15 protein-coding genes are annotated in these 16085 nt (G+C 64.2%); 7 read left to right on the forward strand and 8 right to left on the reverse strand.

Annotated elements, in window-relative coordinates:
• Positions 1–299 precede the first annotated feature (299 nt).
• The 5 genes from ACOQFP_RS10145 to ACOQFP_RS10165 are packed head-to-tail and all read left to right on the forward strand — an operon-like array spanning position 300 to position 5719.
• Complete coding sequence (locus ACOQFP_RS10145) at positions 300–2018, forward strand: nitrite/sulfite reductase (protein ID WP_421584231.1); 1719 nt, start codon at positions 300–302, stop codon at positions 2016–2018.
• 8 nt (positions 2019–2026) lie between these two features.
• The gene (locus tag ACOQFP_RS10150; RefSeq protein ID WP_421584245.1) at positions 2027–2725 is read left to right on the forward strand and encodes a phosphoadenylyl-sulfate reductase; all 699 of its coding nucleotides are present in this window, start codon (positions 2027–2029) and stop codon (positions 2723–2725) included.
• Positions 2722–3666, forward strand: a complete 945-nt coding sequence (gene cysD / locus ACOQFP_RS10155) for a sulfate adenylyltransferase subunit CysD (RefSeq protein ID WP_206489346.1) — start codon at positions 2722–2724, stop codon at positions 3664–3666. The genes ACOQFP_RS10150 and cysD overlap by 4 nt, the downstream gene beginning before the upstream one ends.
• Positions 3666–4976: a sulfate adenylyltransferase subunit 1 gene (locus ACOQFP_RS10160; RefSeq protein ID WP_421584232.1), complete on the forward strand. Its 1311-nt coding sequence runs from the start codon at positions 3666–3668 to the stop codon at positions 4974–4976. The genes cysD and ACOQFP_RS10160 overlap by 1 nt, the downstream gene beginning before the upstream one ends.
• A complete protein-coding gene (locus tag ACOQFP_RS10165) occupies positions 4973–5719 on the forward strand; it encodes a sirohydrochlorin chelatase (protein ID WP_421584233.1) in 747 nt (248 codons plus the stop codon). The genes ACOQFP_RS10160 and ACOQFP_RS10165 overlap by 4 nt, the downstream gene beginning before the upstream one ends.
• A gap of 15 nt (positions 5720–5734) precedes the next feature.
• Here ACOQFP_RS10165 and ACOQFP_RS10170 read toward each other — a convergent pair whose 3' ends face one another.
• From ACOQFP_RS10170 to ACOQFP_RS10195, 6 genes are all read right to left on the reverse strand, one after another.
• Positions 5735–6784 carry a TOBE-like domain-containing protein gene (locus ACOQFP_RS10170; RefSeq protein WP_341244015.1) on the reverse strand — a complete coding sequence of 350 codons (1050 nt, stop codon included), beginning with the start codon at positions 6782–6784 and terminating at the stop codon, positions 5735–5737.
• Positions 6781–7584, reverse strand: coding sequence for a sulfate ABC transporter permease subunit CysW (cysW, locus tag ACOQFP_RS10175; protein WP_206489350.1), 804 nt, complete (start codon positions 7582–7584; stop codon positions 6781–6783). The genes ACOQFP_RS10170 and cysW overlap by 4 nt, the downstream gene beginning before the upstream one ends.
• Complete coding sequence (gene cysT, locus ACOQFP_RS10180) at positions 7581–8474, reverse strand: sulfate ABC transporter permease subunit CysT (RefSeq protein WP_241256629.1); 894 nt, start codon at positions 8472–8474, stop codon at positions 7581–7583. Before cysT ends, cysW begins: the two co-directional genes overlap by 4 nt.
• Before the next feature lie 6 nt (positions 8475–8480).
• Positions 8481–9503, reverse strand: coding sequence for a sulfate ABC transporter substrate-binding protein (locus ACOQFP_RS10185; protein WP_421584234.1), 1023 nt, complete (start codon positions 9501–9503; stop codon positions 8481–8483).
• A gap of 190 nt (positions 9504–9693) precedes the next feature.
• Complete coding sequence (locus tag ACOQFP_RS10190) at positions 9694–9783, reverse strand: Ms4533A family Cys-rich leader peptide (protein ID WP_310180897.1); 90 nt, start codon at positions 9781–9783, stop codon at positions 9694–9696.
• Between the two features lie 144 nt (positions 9784–9927).
• Positions 9928–10158 carry a hypothetical protein gene (locus ACOQFP_RS10195; protein WP_206489352.1) on the reverse strand — a complete coding sequence of 77 codons (231 nt, stop codon included), beginning with the start codon at positions 10156–10158 and terminating at the stop codon, positions 9928–9930.
• Between the two features lie 93 nt (positions 10159–10251).
• Between ACOQFP_RS10195 and ACOQFP_RS10200 the strand changes: the two genes are divergently transcribed.
• Entirely contained in the window at positions 10252–12297 is a 2046-nt protein-coding gene (locus ACOQFP_RS10200; RefSeq protein ID WP_341244013.1) for a glycoside hydrolase family 15 protein, read from the forward strand.
• 10 nt (positions 12298–12307) lie between these two features.
• On the opposite strand, the gene ACOQFP_RS10205 is transcribed toward ACOQFP_RS10200, so the two are convergent.
• Positions 12308–13315 (reverse strand): nitronate monooxygenase, encoded by a 1008-nt coding sequence (locus ACOQFP_RS10205; RefSeq protein WP_421584235.1) that lies wholly within the window; start codon positions 13313–13315, stop codon positions 12308–12310.
• Positions 13316–13489: 174 nt separating this feature from the next.
• Positions 13490–15337 (reverse strand): translation elongation factor 4, encoded by a 1848-nt coding sequence (lepA, locus tag ACOQFP_RS10210; protein ID WP_421584246.1) that lies wholly within the window; start codon positions 15335–15337, stop codon positions 13490–13492.
• A gap of 149 nt (positions 15338–15486) precedes the next feature.
• Between lepA and ACOQFP_RS10215 the strand changes: the two genes are divergently transcribed.
• On the forward strand, positions 15487–16056 hold the full coding sequence (locus ACOQFP_RS10215) for a type II toxin-antitoxin system PemK/MazF family toxin (RefSeq protein ID WP_206489355.1): 570 nt from the start codon (positions 15487–15489) through the stop codon (positions 16054–16056).
• Positions 16057–16085 lie beyond the last annotated feature (29 nt).

Consider the following 16085-nt stretch of genomic DNA (forward strand, 5'->3'; position numbering starts at 1 on the left):
GTCGGGCAGGTCTGCCAGCCTATTTACCCGAAAAACGGGGCAAATAGGCTCCGCGGTCGGCAATGCTGCGATGACGTGGCACAATGGCAGCCGTGACCGACTCAGGAGTTCGACTCGTGGCGCGCCGCCATGTCGATCTCGGCCGCGTCTGTAGCGCGTCGTGTCGATGCACGTCCGGCTGCTGACCAGCCTCCTTCGAGCACGTCCATTCGATTCACCGGCACTCCCTTCATGTGGGTAGCGCACATCCACGCGCACAACCCGAGAGCCGGCCCGCACAGAAGATGCAGGAGCATTGCATGTCGTCGACCAGCGACGCGACCACCGACGCTGCCTCCGTCAAGCCACGGGAGCGCACGCCGCGGCCGACCAAGCGTCGAGCCGAGGGACAGTGGGCCCTGGGCTACCGAGAGCCACTCAACGCCAACGAGCAGTCCAAGAAGGACGACAACCCGCTCAACGTCCGTGCCCGCATCGAGAACATCTACTCCAAGCAGGGGTTCGACAGCATCGACAAGAGCGACCTGCGCGGCCGCTTCCGGTGGTGGGGCCTCTACACACAGCGCGAGCAGGGCTACGACGGCACCTTCACCGGTGACGACAACATCGATCTGCTCGAGGCGAAGTACTTCATGATGCGGATCAGATGCGACGCAGGCGCGCTGAACCTCGAACAACTGCGTACCCTCGCGTACATCTCGAAGGAGTTCGGCCGTGACACCGCCGATCTGTCCGATCGTGAGAACGTCCAGTTCCACTGGGTCGAGGTCGAGAACGTTCCCGAGATCTGGCGTCGAATCGAGGCGGTCGGGCTCGAGACCACCGAGGCCTGCGGCGACTGCCCACGGGTGGTGCTCGGTTCCCCTCTCGCCGGTGAGGCCGTCGACGAGATTCTCGACCCCACATCGGCCATCGACGAGATCGTCGAGCGGTACATCGGCAAACCCGAGTACTCCAACCTGCCGCGCAAGTTCAAGACGGCCATCTCCGGCCTTCAGGACGTGGTGCACGAGATCAACGACTGCGCGTTCGTCGGAGTGAACCACCCCGAGCACGGTCCCGGACTCGACCTGTGGGTCGGCGGTGGCTTGTCCACCAATCCCATGCTCGCGCAACGTGTCGGCGTCTGGGTTCCCCTCGAGGAGGTACCGGACGTCTGGGAAGGCGTCGTCTCGATCTTCCGTGACTACGGGTATCGCCGGCTCCGCACGAAGGCGCGGCTGAAGTTCCTGATCAAGGACTGGGGTATCGAGAAATTCCGCCAGGTCCTCGAGGACGAATACCTGCACCGCAAGCTCATCGACGGACCGGCCCCCGAGAAGCCGACGCGGCCTCGCGATCACGTCGGTGTGCAGAAGCTGAAGAACGGTCTCAACGCGGTCGGTGTCGCGCCCATCGCAGGACGCGTCTCGGGCACCATCCTGGCCGCTGTGGCCGATGCCGCCGAGAAAGCCGGGTCTGATCGGATTCGCTTCACGCCGTATCAGAAGCTGATCGTTCTCGATGTTCCGGACGACAAGCTCGAGCAGCTGATCGCAGATCTCGACGCGTTGGGCCTGCCGGCCCGACCCTCGCACTGGCGCAAGAATCTGATGGCCTGCAGCGGCATCGAGTTCTGCAAGCTCTCCTTCGCCGAAACCCGCAAGCGCTCACAGGTTCTCGTGCCCGAGCTCGAGCAGCGCCTGGCCGACATCAACAGTCGACTCGATGTACCGATCACGATCAACATCAACGGCTGCCCCAACTCGTGCGCGCGATCACAGATCGCCGACATCGGCTTCAAGGGCATGCTGGTCGACGACGGTGCCGGGAATCAAGTAGAGGGATTCCAGGTTCATCTCGGAGGCAGCCTCGGTCTGGACAGTGCGTTCGGCCGAAAGTTGCGCCAGCACAAGGTCAACAGCTCCGAGCTGGGCGATTACATCGACAGAGTGGTGCGCAATTTCGACAAGCACCGCGAGGACGGCGAACGGTTCGCTCAATGGGCCGTACGAGCAGACGAGGCGGATTTGCGATGAGTACCAGGATGAATTTGACGGTGGAGGAGTTGAAGGACATCGCCGAGCGCGGTGCCCGCGAACTCGACGGGGCGAGCCCACTGGAGCTGTTGCAGTGGACCGAGGACACCTTCGGTGAGGACTTCATCGTCGCCTCCAACATGCAGGACGGGGTTCTCGTTCATCTCGCAGCACAGGTTCATCCCGGTGTGGATGTGCTGTTTCTCGACACCGGCTACCACTTCGCCGAGACGATCGGCACCCGCGACGCCGTCGAAGCCGTGTACGGCGTGCACGTCATCAATGCCCGCGCCGAGAAGACTGTCGCGGAACAGGATTCGATCGAGGGCAAGGACCTGTTCGCACGTGAGCCCAACCGATGCTGCGCGATGCGCAAGGTCGCCCCGCTGAAGAAGGAACTGGCGAACTACAGCGCTTGGGTCACCGGCATCCGACGGGTCGAAGCACCCACCCGCGCCAATGCTCCGCTCATCTCGTTCGACGACGCCTTCGGCCTGGTGAAGATCAACCCGATCGCACCGTGGTCGGACGAGCAGATGCAGGCCTACATCGACGAGCATTCGATTCTGGTCAATCCCCTCGTCGACGAAGGCTATCCGTCCATCGGGTGCGCACCGTGCACCGTCAAACCTGCCCCCGGAGCCGACCCGCGTAGCGGTCGTTGGGCCGGCAAGGCCAAGACCGAATGTGGGTTGCACGCCTCATGACACTCGACCTCACCTCGGCCACCGTCGGTCGAACCCATCTCGACGCAGATCGGTTCGACACCCTCGACGCACTCGAATCCGAGGCCATTCACATCTTCCGGGAGGTGGCGGGCGAGTTCGAGCGTCCCGTCATTCTGTTCTCCGGAGGCAAGGACTCGACCGTTCTGCTGCATCTGGCGATCAAGGCGTTCTGGCCCGCTCCCCTGCCGTTCGCGCTGCTCCACGTCGACACCGGCCACAACCTGCAGGAGGTACTGGACTTCCGCGATCACGTGGTCGCCAAGTACAACCTGCGCCTGCACGTGGCCAGGGTCGAGGACTACCTCGCCGACGGACGCCTCACCGAGCGCCCCGACGGCATCCGAAACCCGCTGCAGACTGTGCCTCTTCTCGACGCGATCTCCGAGAATCGGTTCGACGCCGTCTTCGGTGGTGCCCGACGCGACGAGGAGCGGGCCCGTGCGAAGGAACGAATCTTCTCGTTGCGCAATGCATTCGGCCAGTGGGAGCCCAAGAAGCAGCGACCCGAACTGTGGAACCTGTACAACGGCAAGCATTCCCCCGGCGAGCAGGTGCGGGTGTTCCCGCTCAGCAACTTCACCGAACTCGACATCTGGCGCTACATCGCCCGCGACGACGTGGAACTGGCGAGCATCTACTACGCCCACCAGCGCCCCGTCTACCAGCGTGATGGCATGTGGATGACACCCGGCGTATGGGGTGGGCCCGCCGAGAACGAAGAGCTGCAGACTCTGTCGGTGCGCTACCGCACCGTCGGCGACGGATCCACCACTGGCGCAGTACTCTCCGAGGCCGCCGACAATCAGGCAATCCTCGCCGAGGTCGCCGCCTCGCGGCTGACCGAACGCGGAGCGACCCGCGGCGACGACCGTGTCTCCGAGGCTGCAATGGAAGATCGCAAACGAGAAGGATACTTCTGATGAGCAGCTCGAGCACCGGCACGCAGCTCCTTCGTCTCGCCACCGCAGGGAGCGTCGACGACGGTAAGTCGACCCTTGTCGGACGGCTGTTGTACGACACCAAATCCGTTCTGGCAGACCAGATCGACGCCGTCACTCGGGCATCGGTGGACAAGGGCCTGGCCACGCCGGATCTGTCCCTGCTGGTCGACGGACTGCGCGCCGAGCGCGAACAGGGCATCACCATCGATGTCGCCTACCGCTATTTCGCGACGCCGCACCGTTCGTTCGTGCTGGCCGACACCCCCGGCCACGTGCAGTACACCCGCAACACCGTTTCCGGGGCGTCGACGGCTCAGCTCGTCATCCTGCTGGTCGATGCCCGCAAGGGTGTCATCACCCAGACCCGCAGGCATGCAGCGGTTCTCGCTCTGCTCGGCGTTCCACGACTGGTCCTCGCGGTCAACAAGATCGATCTGGTCGAGGACCCCGCGCAGGTGTTCGCCGACATCTCGGCCGAGTTCAACTCGCTGACATCCTCCCTCGGCTGGTCCAGCGAGGACGTCGTCGAGATCCCGGTCTCTGCGCTACACGGTGACAACGTCGCGGTGCAGTCGGACAGAACCCCGTACTACCACGGGCCCACGCTCATCGAGCACCTCGAGTCGGTACCGGTCGACGCCGAGCCACACCGCGTCGGTCTTCGATTCCCCGTGCAGTACGTGATTCGACCCCGCACGGCAGAGTTCCCCGACTATCGCGGGTACGCAGGACAGGTCGCAGCAGGCACCGTCGACGTCGGGGATGAGGTGGTCATTCTGCCCTCCGGCACCCGAACGACGGTCGAACGCATCGACACCGCGGACGGTGAGTTGCGTACGGCGCACGCCGGGCGCAGTGTCACTCTCGTGCTCACCGACGATGTCGACGTCTCGCGCGGAGACACCATCGCCTCCCCGCAGGACGCGCCCGAGCCCATCGGCGATTTCGAGGCCACTGTCTGCTGGCTCGCCGAGAAGCCGCTCCGCCCGGGTGCCCGTCTGCTGCTCAAGCACGGAACCCGTACGACGCAGGCCATCGTCGGCACGCTCATCGAACGTTTCGACGAGCAGGATCTCACTGCGCAGGAGAATCCGGAGTCGCTCGAGCTCAACGAAATCGGCCGAATTTCCGTGCGCGTCGCCGAACCGATCGTGGCCGACGACTACGCCGTCAACCGGCACACGGGTAGCTTCCTGCTGATCGATCCAGCCGGTGGAAACACCCTCGCGGCCGGGCTCGTCGGGAACGCATTGGCTGCGGTCGAGTTGGGGTCGGCAGTTCCGGCGTGACCGCTCTGATCGCGGTTGCCCACGGCAGCCGCGACCCGCGCTCGGGCGCTTCGATCCGCCGCGCCGTCGACGTGCTGCGTCGACGGCGACCGGATCTGGACGTACGGGTTGCATTTCTCGATCTGACCGATCCCGGCGTCGACACGGTGGTCGACGAGCTGGCCTCGTCCGGTCATACGCGCATCGTCGCAGTTCCGCTGCTGTTGGGCAGCGCCTATCACGCTAAGGTCGACCTACCCGCGCTGCTGAATGCAGCGCGAGGTCGTCATCCGCACCTGTCCATCGCACAATCGGACGTACTCGGTGGTGATCGTCTGCTCGTCGATGCCGTTCGCGATCGTGTCGTGCAGACCGGGGTTGCGCTCGACGATACGACCGTCGGCGTTGCGCTGGCCGCAGTCGGCTCGAACGACGCCTCGGCGAACGAACGCACCGAACTCCTGGCCCAGGATCTGGTGTCCGGAAGCTCCTGGGCCGGGGCGGTGGCCTGCTTCGCGACCTCGGTCGAACCCTCTGCTACCGAGGCCGTGGCGCAGCTGCGCTCGATGGGTGCCACTCGCATCGTGGTGGCACCATGGTTTCTGGCACCGGGCAGATTGACCGACCGAGTCACACGTCTGCTGTTAGAGCACCCAGACGTTGCATTTGCCGAGGTCATCGGCTCCCATCCGGCGGTAGCCGAGATCGCCTCGCGACGTTACGACGCCGCCCTGCAGCGCTCGAGTCGGCACCGTACCGCGTGAGATGCGCGGCGACGGTCAGTTCACAGGGGCCGAGGCAGCCTGGTGAGCTGCGTCGGCAATTTCCGGTACCCGAGTCGCTCGCGCGTACACCGTGTCGCCCTCACGAAGACCGAGGGCTTCGCTGTCGCCACGAGTGATCTGCGCGGCGAACAACTCACCGGTCGCGGCGTTCTCCAATTCGACCTTGACCTCGAAACCGAGACGCACCACGCGCTGGACGATGGCACGTGTCACTCCGGCCGATTCCGCCGTCCCGCTGGCCTGCGCCTGCGCCAACGACGGATCGCGTCCGACGCGAATGTCGTGCGGGCGGACGAGAACTCCGTTCAGTCTGGCGACCTGGCCGAGGAACGACATCACGAAATTGTTGGCCGGACGGTCGTAGAGATCCTCCGGCGTCCCGATCTGTTCGATTCTTCCCTTGTTGAGCACGGCGATTCGATCGGCGACGTCGAGCGCTTCTTCCTGATCGTGGGTCACCAGCACGGTCGTCACATGCACCTCGTCGTGCAGTCGCCGCAGCCACGTCCTGAGGTCGGCCCGTACTTTGGCGTCGAGTGCACCGAACGGCTCATCGAGCAGCAACACCTGCGGGTCGACGGCCAGTGCACGGGCCAACGCCATGCGCTGCCGCTGTCCGCCGGACAGCTGCGCCGGGTAGCGGCTCTGGAAGCCGGCGAGCCCGACGATCTCGAGTAGCTCGTCCACCTTCTTGGCGATCTCGGCCTTGGGCCGCTTGCGAATCTGCAGACCGAACGCGACGTTGTCTCGCACCGTGAGGTGTTTGAACGCCGCGTAGTGCTGGAACACGAAGCCGATCTCGCGACGCTGCGGACTCACCCACGTCACGTCCTGCCCTGCGAGCACCACGCGGCCGGAGTCGAGCTGCTCGAGGCCCGCGATCGAGCGCAGCAGAGTGGACTTGCCCGAACCACTGGGACCCAGCAATGCCGTCAACGAACCCTTGGGAATGTCGATGTCCACATCGTCGAGTGCTGCGAAATCGCCGTACCGCTTGTTGGCACCGGCAACCGAGATCTCGATCTCCGGGGATGTCTCGGTCATTGGTTCGTCCTCTTCTTCTCGAGGGCCGTCATCAACAGCAGCACGACCACGGCGATCGCCATGAGCAGCGTGGAGGCCGCATACGCACCCTGCTGATTGAAGTCCTCGTAGCGTGAATTGACCAGCAGTGTCAGTGTTTGCGAGATTCCCGGCAGATTGGTCGAGACCATGATGACGGCACCGAACTCGCCGAGGGATCGCGCGACGGTCAGTACCACGCCGTAGGTCAGGCCCCACCGGATCGCAGGCAACGTGATGCGCCAGAACGTCTGCCAGGACGACGCGCCCAATGTCGAGGCGGCCTCTTCCTGTTCTTCACCGATTTCGTACAGCACCGGTTCGACCTCGCGAACAACGAACGGCAGCGTGACGAAGATGGTCGCGATGACCATGCCAGGAAGCGCGAAAATGACCTTGAAGCCCAGGCTTTCGACGCCGCCGAACCAACCGTTCGCACCCCACAGCAGGATCAGCGCAACGCCGGTGATGATCGGCGACACCGCGAACGGCAGATCCACGATCGCCTCGAGCACGCCCCTGCCGCGGAACCGCCCACGTACCAGCGCGAGAGCTGTGACCACACCGAACACGATGTTGATCGGCACCACGATGGCAACGATCAACAGCGAGAGCTGCAGTGCCGATTGTGCAGCCGGAGTGGTGATCAGCTCCCAGAACGTGACGACACCGTCTTCGAAGGTGCGGTACAAAATGGTCCCGAGCGGCAGCAGCACGAGTACGGCGAGATACAGCAGGGCGACGGTGCGCAGGGTCAGCTTGACCGGTAGACCGATCTTCACGAGATCTGCTCCTCACGACGGGCCAGCCGGTTGCCCACCACACGCAGGACGAACAGCACCGCAAACGCAATTCCCAACAGCACCACGGAGATTGCCGCTGCATCGGTGGACCTGTCGTACTCGATCAGCTCACGGATGTACTGGGAGGCCACCTGGGTGTCGTTCGGGATGTTGCCACCGATGAGCACCACCGATCCGAACTCACCGATGGCGCGGGCGAACGCAAGGCCACCGCCGGAGAGCACGGCAGGCAACAACACCGGCAACACGATGCGCCGGAAGATGGTCCAGTTGTTCGCCCCGAGAGAGGCAGCCGCCTCCTCGACGTCCTTGTCGAGCTCGATCAACACCGGCTGCACCGCCCGCACCACGAACGGCAGCGTGACGAACAGCAGCGCGACGACCACTGCGGGCTTGGTTGCATTGAACACCAACCCGATCGGACTCGCCGGGCCGTACAGCGAGAGCAGCACGAGGCTCGCGACGATGGTCGGTAGTGCGAACGGCAGATCGATCAGTGCATTGACGAACCGTTTCCCCGGGAACTCGTCCCGCACCAACACCCATGCGATGAGCGTGCCGAGGAACAGATTGAGCACTGCTGCCGCGACGGACACCTCGAGTGTCACCTTGAACGTGGCCACTGCCCGGGGCTCGGAGATCGCATCCCAGAAACCGGACAGACCGTCGTCGAACGACTGAACGGTCAACGCTGCCAGCGGAAGCAATACGATGACACTGAGCCACAGCACGGCCACCCCGAGCCCGAGTGGCCCTACCGATCCCGGCCCCCTGAACTTGCGGCCCTCGCCGCCTGGACGAAACCGTGATCTCGTACCGGGCGGAACGGTCGATTCCGCAGTCGATGTATCTGTGGTCGAAGGTGACATCGATATCTACCGAGTACTTTCCTGATAGATCTTCGCGATCGCGCCGTTGTCACCGAACAGGTCCGCGTCGACCTGCTCCCAGCCGCCCAGATCATCGATGGTGTACAGCTTTTCGGGAGCGAAGAACTTGTCGGCGAACTCCGACTCGATCTCCGGGTTCGCCGGACGGAAGCCCGCTTCGGCCCAGATCCTCTGCCCCTCGTCGGAATAGACGAAATCGTTGAGAGCGTTCGCCCGGTCCAGGTGAGCGCTGCTGTTGACCACCGCCACCGGATTGTCGATGCGGAACGTCACGGGAACGTCGACGTGCTCCACCTGCTGGCCCTGCTGCTCGATGAGGAGTGCCTCGTTCTCGTAACTCAGCAACGCATCACCTTGGCCTTGCAGAAACGCTTCGGTGGCCGCGCGACCAGACTCGGGCTGCACCGGAAAATGATCAGCGACGAGCGTACGAACGAAATCGAGACCCGCCTGCTGGTCCTGGCCGCCGTTGCTCATCGCCGCGTACGGGGCGAGCAGGTTCCACTTGGCCGATCCGGAACTGAGGGGGCTCGGGCTGATCACCTGTACACCCGGCTCGAGCAAGTCGTCCCACGTGCGAATGTTCTTCGGGTTGCCCTCCCGAACCACGATCGTCACCACGGAGCCGAACGGCACTCCCCCGTAGGCATTGCGGTTCCAGTCCTCGTCGATCTTGCCCGCGTCGACGAGTCGCGTGATATCGGGCTCCACGGAGAAGTTGACGATATCGGCGGGCGCGCCGTCGGCAACCTTACGAGATTGGTTACCCGAAGGGCCGTAGTCGGCATTGATCGCGGTGCCGTCGCCGTCCTCGGTCGCTGCGAAGGCCGTACCGATTGCGTCCCAGCCGTTCTTGGGCACTGCGTAGCCGACGAGGGTCAGGGAAGGACCACTGGCAGTGTCCGGGGGGCCACCGACGACGTCACTCGACCCGCCGTTGCAGCCGGTGAGTACCAACGCCCCCACGGCAGCAAACGTGGTCAGCAGGTAGCGAGAGCCATGCCTCATCGAGCGAGGGCCTTTCATGATGGTGTGCACTGAGAACGAACTGGGCCGAGTCGATACCCTCGTCGACCGAAGCCGTGTGGCCGAGGCCGAGATCACCGTGCGCAATCGCATGAACAACGAATCCCGGCTGCGTGCGAGGCATGCGCATGCCGACAGCGGATCGACGGAACCTGTTCGACGAGGGAAGAAATCAACAACAGTCGATATCGGCGACTGCCAACATGCCGACAGCAATCAACGCCAACTGATGGCGGACGCGGTACTCGGCTGCAGACGACACGGCAGAAATCTAGCAGAGGATCGGTGTCGGCTCTAACTCGGCAGACGAGTCGGCGCCGGAAAGGCTACCGAGTGAGCAACCAGGCGATGACAACCAGCACCAGCAGCGCGATGAGCGCCAACGTGACCCGAGACCGTGGCATTACTATCCGTCCTTCGTCGTGGTGGAGGCCGTCGCCGTCGACTCCGCCTCCCGAGCAGCACGGGCGTCGCGTCCGAGCAGGCGCAGGAACACTGCGAGCAGCCGATCGAACACCCGTGCCAACAGGAACGCCGTCGGCACGATGACCAGCAACGCGACGACCGACTGCGGCACGAACGGCAATCCCGTTATCCACAGTTCGACGCCGTCCCACCATCGTGCAACCGGTTCCACCCTCGCAGCTTAAACCAGCCGGCTCCACACCCACGCCACGCCGACCGACGACCAGCAGTGGACGACTGCCATCGATGCGTCGATGATTACGCCATGACGGCATTCGAAAATACTTCGCCCGTACCCCCGGTGGCCGACGAACCCGCTATGGGATCGGGACATCCAGGTTTGGGCGGAGTCGAAGTTCAAGGAGCGTTGGGACGTACCGACTCGCCGGCGTACGCGGCGACGTCGTATCGCAGCGCCTTTCCGCCGATCGACGACTACGCGTTCCTCTCGGACTGCGAAACGACTTGTTTGATCGCACGCAACGGGTCCGTCGAGTGGATGTGTGTGCCACGGCCGGACTCACCCAGCGTCTTCGGCGCAATTCTCGATCGCAGTGCGGGTCACTTTCGGGTCGGACCGTACGGCCAGTCCGTCCCGGCTGCCCGCCGCTACCTGCCCGGCGGCCTGATCGTCGAAACCACGTGGCAGACCGAGACCGGGTGGATCACCGTACGCGACGCCTTGGTGATGGGCCCATGGCACAACACCGATCAACGCTCACGAACCCACAAACGTGCGCCGAGCGACTGGGATGCCGAGCACATTCTGCTTCGGACCATCAAGTGCGTCAGTGGGACGGTCGAATTGGAGATGAGTTGCGAGCCGGCCTTCGATTACCACCGCGCCCCGGCCAAGTGGGAATACACCGGAAAGGTGTACGAGGAGACGACGGCAACCTGCGCCGCGAGCAGTGACGGCGATCAGCCGACGCTGAAACTGACCACCAATCTGCGGATCGGCATCGAAGGACGAGAGGCCCGCGCACGCACCCGCTTGACCGAGGGCGACAACGTGTTCGTCGCGCTGTCCTGGTCCGATCTCCCTGCGCCGCAGACGTTCGAGGAAGCCTCGAGCAAGATGTGGCAGACGTCGGAATGCTGGCGGCAATGGATCACGATCGGCCGATTCCCCGACCACCCGTGGCGCGGATACCTTCAGCGCAGCGCATTGGCACTCAAGGGCCTGACCTACGCGCCGACCGGCGCTCTGCTGGCCGCGTCGACCACGTCACTTCCGGAAACGCCTGGTGGAGAACGTAACTGGGACTATCGATACACCTGGGTGCGGGATTCCACTTTCGCTCTGTGGGGCCTGTACACCTTGGGACTCGACCGGGAGGCCAACGACTTCTTCGCGTTCATGTCCGATGTCGCGACCACAGCCAACGGCGAGGTCAATCCGCTGCAGGTCATGTACGGCATCGGCGGCGAGAAGACCCTCGACGAGGAGGAGCTGCCGCACCTGTCCGGCTACGACGGTGCCCAACCCGTCCGAATCGGCAACGGTGCCTACAACCAAGAACAGCACGACATCTGGGGCACGATGCTCGACTCGGTGTACCTCCACGTCAAATCGCGAGAACACGTCCCCGAGTTCCTGTGGCCACTACTCAAGCGTCAGGTCGAGGAAGCGATCGCCAACTGGCGCAAACCCGATCGTGGCATCTGGGAGGTACGCGGTGAACCGCAGCACTTCACGTCCTCGAAGCTCATGTGTTGGGTCGCGCTCGACCGCGGTGCCAAGCTCGCCGACATCCACGGCCAGGACGAATATTCGGCCAAGTGGAACGAGATCGCCGACGAGATCAAGGAAGACATTCTCGCGAACGGCATCGACTCCCGCGGTGTTCTCACCCAGCGCTACGGCCACGACTCGCTGGATGCGTCACTGCTGCTCGCGCCGCTGCTGCGGTTCCTACCCGCCGATGACGAGCGTATTCGCGCGACGGTGCTTGCCATTGCCGACGAGTTGACCGAGGACGGGCTCGTGCTGCGGTATCGAACCGACACCACCGACGACGGATTGGCCGGCGAAGAAGGAACATTCACGATCTGTTCCTTCTGGCTGGTCTCGGCGCTGGTCGAGATCGGCGAGCTCCCGCGAGCGAAGCACCTGTGCGAACGGCTCCTCGGTTACGCGAGCCCGCTCAAGCTCTACGCCGAGGAGATCGACCATCGCACCGGCCGTCACCTCGGCAATTTCCCGCAGGCATTCACCCACCTGGCACTCATCAACGCCGTGGTGCACGTCATCCGCGCCGAGGAGGCTCAGGCGGCAGGGCATTTCCAGCCTGCGCACTCCAACACCTGAGCAGTGTCGTTCAGCGGCCGAGTTGCCTCGCCCATTCGGCGACCAACTCGGCCGCGGGCTTCGCCTGCGCTCGGCGATGACCGGTACCTGCCCACATCGACAGTGCCGACGGATCGTTCTGTGCGGCTGCCTTCGCACGCAGCGGTGCCGTCAAATAGTGCAGATCGGGGTACGCGAGCGGCGCGGCCTCGGAGTTCTCGCGCATGAACTCGTTCACCAGACCCCGCGCCGGACGACCGGAGAACGCCCTGGTCACAGCGGTGTCCGTCGCGCGCGTCAACTGCTGTCGGTGTACCGGTTTGGTACCGGCTTCCGGCGTGTTCAGCAGCGCCGTGCCCAGCTGCACAGCGTGCGCTGCACCCGAATCGAGCAGTGGCGCAACGTCGTTACCGTCCATCAATCCACCGGCAGCGATTCGGGGTAGCTGGGAAATCTCGCGTACTGCGGCCAGCAGTTCCGTCAAGGGCAGCTCGGGGGCCGAGCCGTCGAACGTACTTCGGTGCCCACCTGCCTCGGGGCCCTGCACCACGAGTGCGTCGACTCCGTTCGCGGTGGCCACCGACGCGTCGGACGCCGTGGCGACCGTGGCCCACACCTCGGTACCCACCGAGTGCAGTGTCGCGACCTCGTCCGCATCGAACGTCGCGAACGTACTCGACACCACCGGCACCGGATGTGCCAGCAGCCAGGCGAACTTGTCAGCATAGAAGTCGTCTCGACGCGGCAACACTCCCGGTTCGGCGTCGAAGCGCTCGAACCAGGGTGCCACCCGCTCGGCGTACGCCTTGACGTCGGCACCGGACGACTCTTCCGGCAGGAACAGATTGACTCCGATCGTCACATCGCGAACCGAATCGATCTGCGCTGCAAACGCTTCGAGCGTCAGCAAACCCCCGGCAATCATCCCCAATCCGCCGGCCTCCGAGACCGCGCGGGCCAACTTCGGAGTACTGGGGCCACCGGCCATGGGAGCACCGACAATGGGAACACGCAACTGCTTCAGAATCGAGGTGGTCACAGGTTCGAAACGTACTCCCCCGCCGTTGACGACAGAGTTCGGTGGGGACCGCGCGCCCCTGTTGCCGACCGCGCGCCCCTGTTGACGACCGCGCGCCCCTGCTCTGATGCGAGGAGGGGCGCGCAGTCGGTGAAAAGGGTGTGAGGTTCGTTCCAGCGACCGGGAACTACTGTCCTACTTCTTCGGCTTGTCCGCCGAGGACTCCGAGGACAACGCGGCGACGAAGGCTTCCTGCGGCACCTCGACGCGACCGATCGTCTTCATCCGCTTCTTGCCCTCTTTCTGCTTCTCGAGCAGTTTGCGCTTGCGGCTGATGTCGCCGCCGTAGCACTTCGCGAGTACGTCCTTACGGATCGCGCGGATGTTCTCGCGGGCAATGATGCGTGATCCGATGGCCGCCTGGATCGGGACCTCGAACTGCTGACGCGGAATCAGTTCCTTGAGCTTGGTCGTCATCTTGTTCCCGTACGCGGCAGCGGCGTCCTTGTGCACGATCGCCGAGAACGCATCGACGGCCTCACCCTGCAGCAGAATGTCGACCTTCACCAACGCCCCGCTCTTCTCGCCGATCTCCTCGTAATCGAGGCTGGCGTATCCGCGCGTTCGGGACTTGAGGATGTCGAAGAAGTCGAAGATGATCTCGGCCATCGGAATCGTGTAGCGCAATTCCACACGGGTCTCGGACAGGTAGTCCATGCCGCCCAGGTCTCCGCGTCGTCCCTGGCACAGTTCCATGATGGAACCGATGAACTCGCTGGGCGAGATGATGGTGCATTTGACCATCGGCTCGAATACTTCCCTCGCCTTGCCCTCGGGCCAGTACGACGGGTTGGTGACGATGTGCTCGGCACCGTCCTCCATCTCGACGCGATAGACCACGTTCGGTGAGGTCGAGATCAGATCCAGGTTGAACTCCCGCTCGAGCCGCTCACGGGTGATCTCCATGTGCAGCAGACCGAGGAAGCCGCAGCGGAAGCCGAAGCCCAGAGCGACAGAGGTCTCCGGCTCGTACGTCAGGGCTGCGTCGTTGAGTTGCAGCTTCTCGAGAGCGTCGCGCAGGTCGGGGTAGTCCGAACCGTCGACCGGGTACAGACCGGAGTAGACCATCGGCCGGGGCTCGCGATAGCCGGTCAGCGGTTCGGTCGCACCCTTGCGGAAGGTGGTGACGGTATCGCCGACTTTGGACTGGCGGACATCCTTCACGCCGGTGATGAGGTACCCCACCTCGCCGACGCCCAGGCCCTTGGTGGCCTTCGGGTCGGGTGAGACGATGCCGACCTCGAGCAGCTCGTGCGTCGAGCCGGTCGACATCATGGTGACCTTCTCCCGCGGGTTGAGCGCACCGTCGACCACACGGACGTAGGTGACGACGCCGCGGTAGGTGTCGTAGACCGAGTCGAAGATCATTGCGCGGGCCGGGCCGTCGGGGTTGCCGACCGGCGCCGGAACAAGCTTGACGACCTCGTTGAGCAGTTCCTGCACGCCCACACCGGTCTTGCCGGATACGCGCAGCACGTCGTCGGCCTCGCACCCGATGATGTGGGCGATCTCGGCGGCGTAGCGATCCGGATCGGCCGCGGGAAGGTCGATCTTGTTCAGCACCGGAATGATGGTGAGCTCTTTGTCGAGGGCCAGGTACAGGTTGGCCAATGTCTGAGCCTCGATGCCCTGTGCGGCGTCGACGAGCAACACCGCTCCTTCGCAGGCCTCGAGTGCGCGTGAGACCTCGTAGGTGAAGTCGACGTGTCCGGGAGTGTCGATCAGGTGCAGAACGAATTCCTCACCGTCGACTACCCAGGGCAAACGGACGTTCTGTGCCTTGATGGTGATTCCGCGCTCGCGCTCGATATCCATGCGGTCCAGGTACTGCGCGCGCATCGACCGATCGTCGACGACTCCGGTGAGCTGCAACATCCGGTCCGCCAACGTCGACTTACCGTGGTCGATGTGGGCGATGATGCAGAAGTTCCTGATCCTGGTCGGATCGGTGAACGTCGTGTCGGCGAAGCTGGGCACTCGTATCCTTCGGCTGGCGTGTTCGAAATGAGCGAACGGGCGTCTCTATCGTCCCACGCCGAGTACGGTGCGCCGTCTCCGGCTGTCCGACTCCGGTGTTCTGCAGTCCAGGTTCGCGCTGTGAGCAGCAGCGCTGGGATGGCTACACTCGCCGCATGGCTGGCAACTGGAGCAGATTCGGCAAGGAATTGGGCAAGATCGCGATGCGCGAGGGCCCACGACTGCTGCGTCAACTACAAAAGTCCGGTGCTCTGCAGAAGGGCAAGGACGCGATCAGCGGAACGGGCGCACAACCGTCCGCCCCGGCCGCGCGCCCAGGTCGCCCGGTCGCATCGCAGACCAGGCCGACTGCACAGCGCGCCCGCACCATCGAATACTCCCCCGACTTGGACGGCAAAGCGGATCCGGGCGAGATCGTCTGGACGTGGGTGACCTACGAGGAAGACGCCAGCCAGGGCAAGGATCGTCCGGTGTTGGTCGTCGGGCGCGAGGGCAAGGACCTGCTCGGGTTGATGCTGTCGAGCCAGAGCAGCCGCGACGGCGACCGCGACTGGCAGTCGATCGGATCCGGTCCCTGGGACGCCAAGGGAAGACCGAGTTGGATTCGGTTGGACCGGGTGCTCGACGTGCCGGAGGACGGAATCCGCCGTGAGGGCGCGATTCTGAGCAAGCCCCAGTTCGATTCCGTCGCAGACCGGCTGCGCCGGGACTTCGGCTGGTCCTGACGTCGTGCGCCTTTTGCGTACCCAGAGGT

Source organism: Rhodococcus sp. MALMAid1271, assembly GCF_049195265.1.
In the GTDB taxonomy this organism is placed as follows: Bacteria; Actinomycetota; Actinomycetes; order Mycobacteriales; family Mycobacteriaceae; genus Rhodococcoides.

Bases quoted from the DNA above. Each gene is read 5' to 3' on its own strand.
- ACOQFP_RS10160 (WP_421584232.1), top strand. From the start codon at position 3,666: ATGAGCAGCTCGAGCACCGGCACGCAGCTCCTTCGTCTCGCCACCGCA.
- ACOQFP_RS10145 (WP_421584231.1), top strand. From the start codon at position 300: ATGTCGTCGACCAGCGACGCGACCACCGACGCTGCCTCCGTCAAGCCA.
- ACOQFP_RS10200 (WP_341244013.1), top strand. From the start codon at position 10,252: ATGACGGCATTCGAAAATACTTCGCCCGTACCCCCGGTGGCCGACGAA.
- cysD (WP_206489346.1), top strand. From the start codon at position 2,722: ATGACACTCGACCTCACCTCGGCCACCGTCGGTCGAACCCATCTCGAC.
- ACOQFP_RS10170 (WP_341244015.1), bottom strand. From the start codon at position 6,784: ATGACCGAGACATCCCCGGAGATCGAGATCTCGGTTGCCGGTGCCAAC.
- ACOQFP_RS10185 (WP_421584234.1), bottom strand. From the start codon at position 9,503: ATGAGGCATGGCTCTCGCTACCTGCTGACCACGTTTGCTGCCGTGGGG.
- ACOQFP_RS10215 (WP_206489355.1), top strand. From the start codon at position 15,487: ATGGCTGGCAACTGGAGCAGATTCGGCAAGGAATTGGGCAAGATCGCG.
- cysT (WP_241256629.1), bottom strand. From the start codon at position 8,474: ATGTCACCTTCGACCACAGATACATCGACTGCGGAATCGACCGTTCCG.
- ACOQFP_RS10150 (WP_421584245.1), top strand. From the start codon at position 2,027: ATGAATTTGACGGTGGAGGAGTTGAAGGACATCGCCGAGCGCGGTGCC.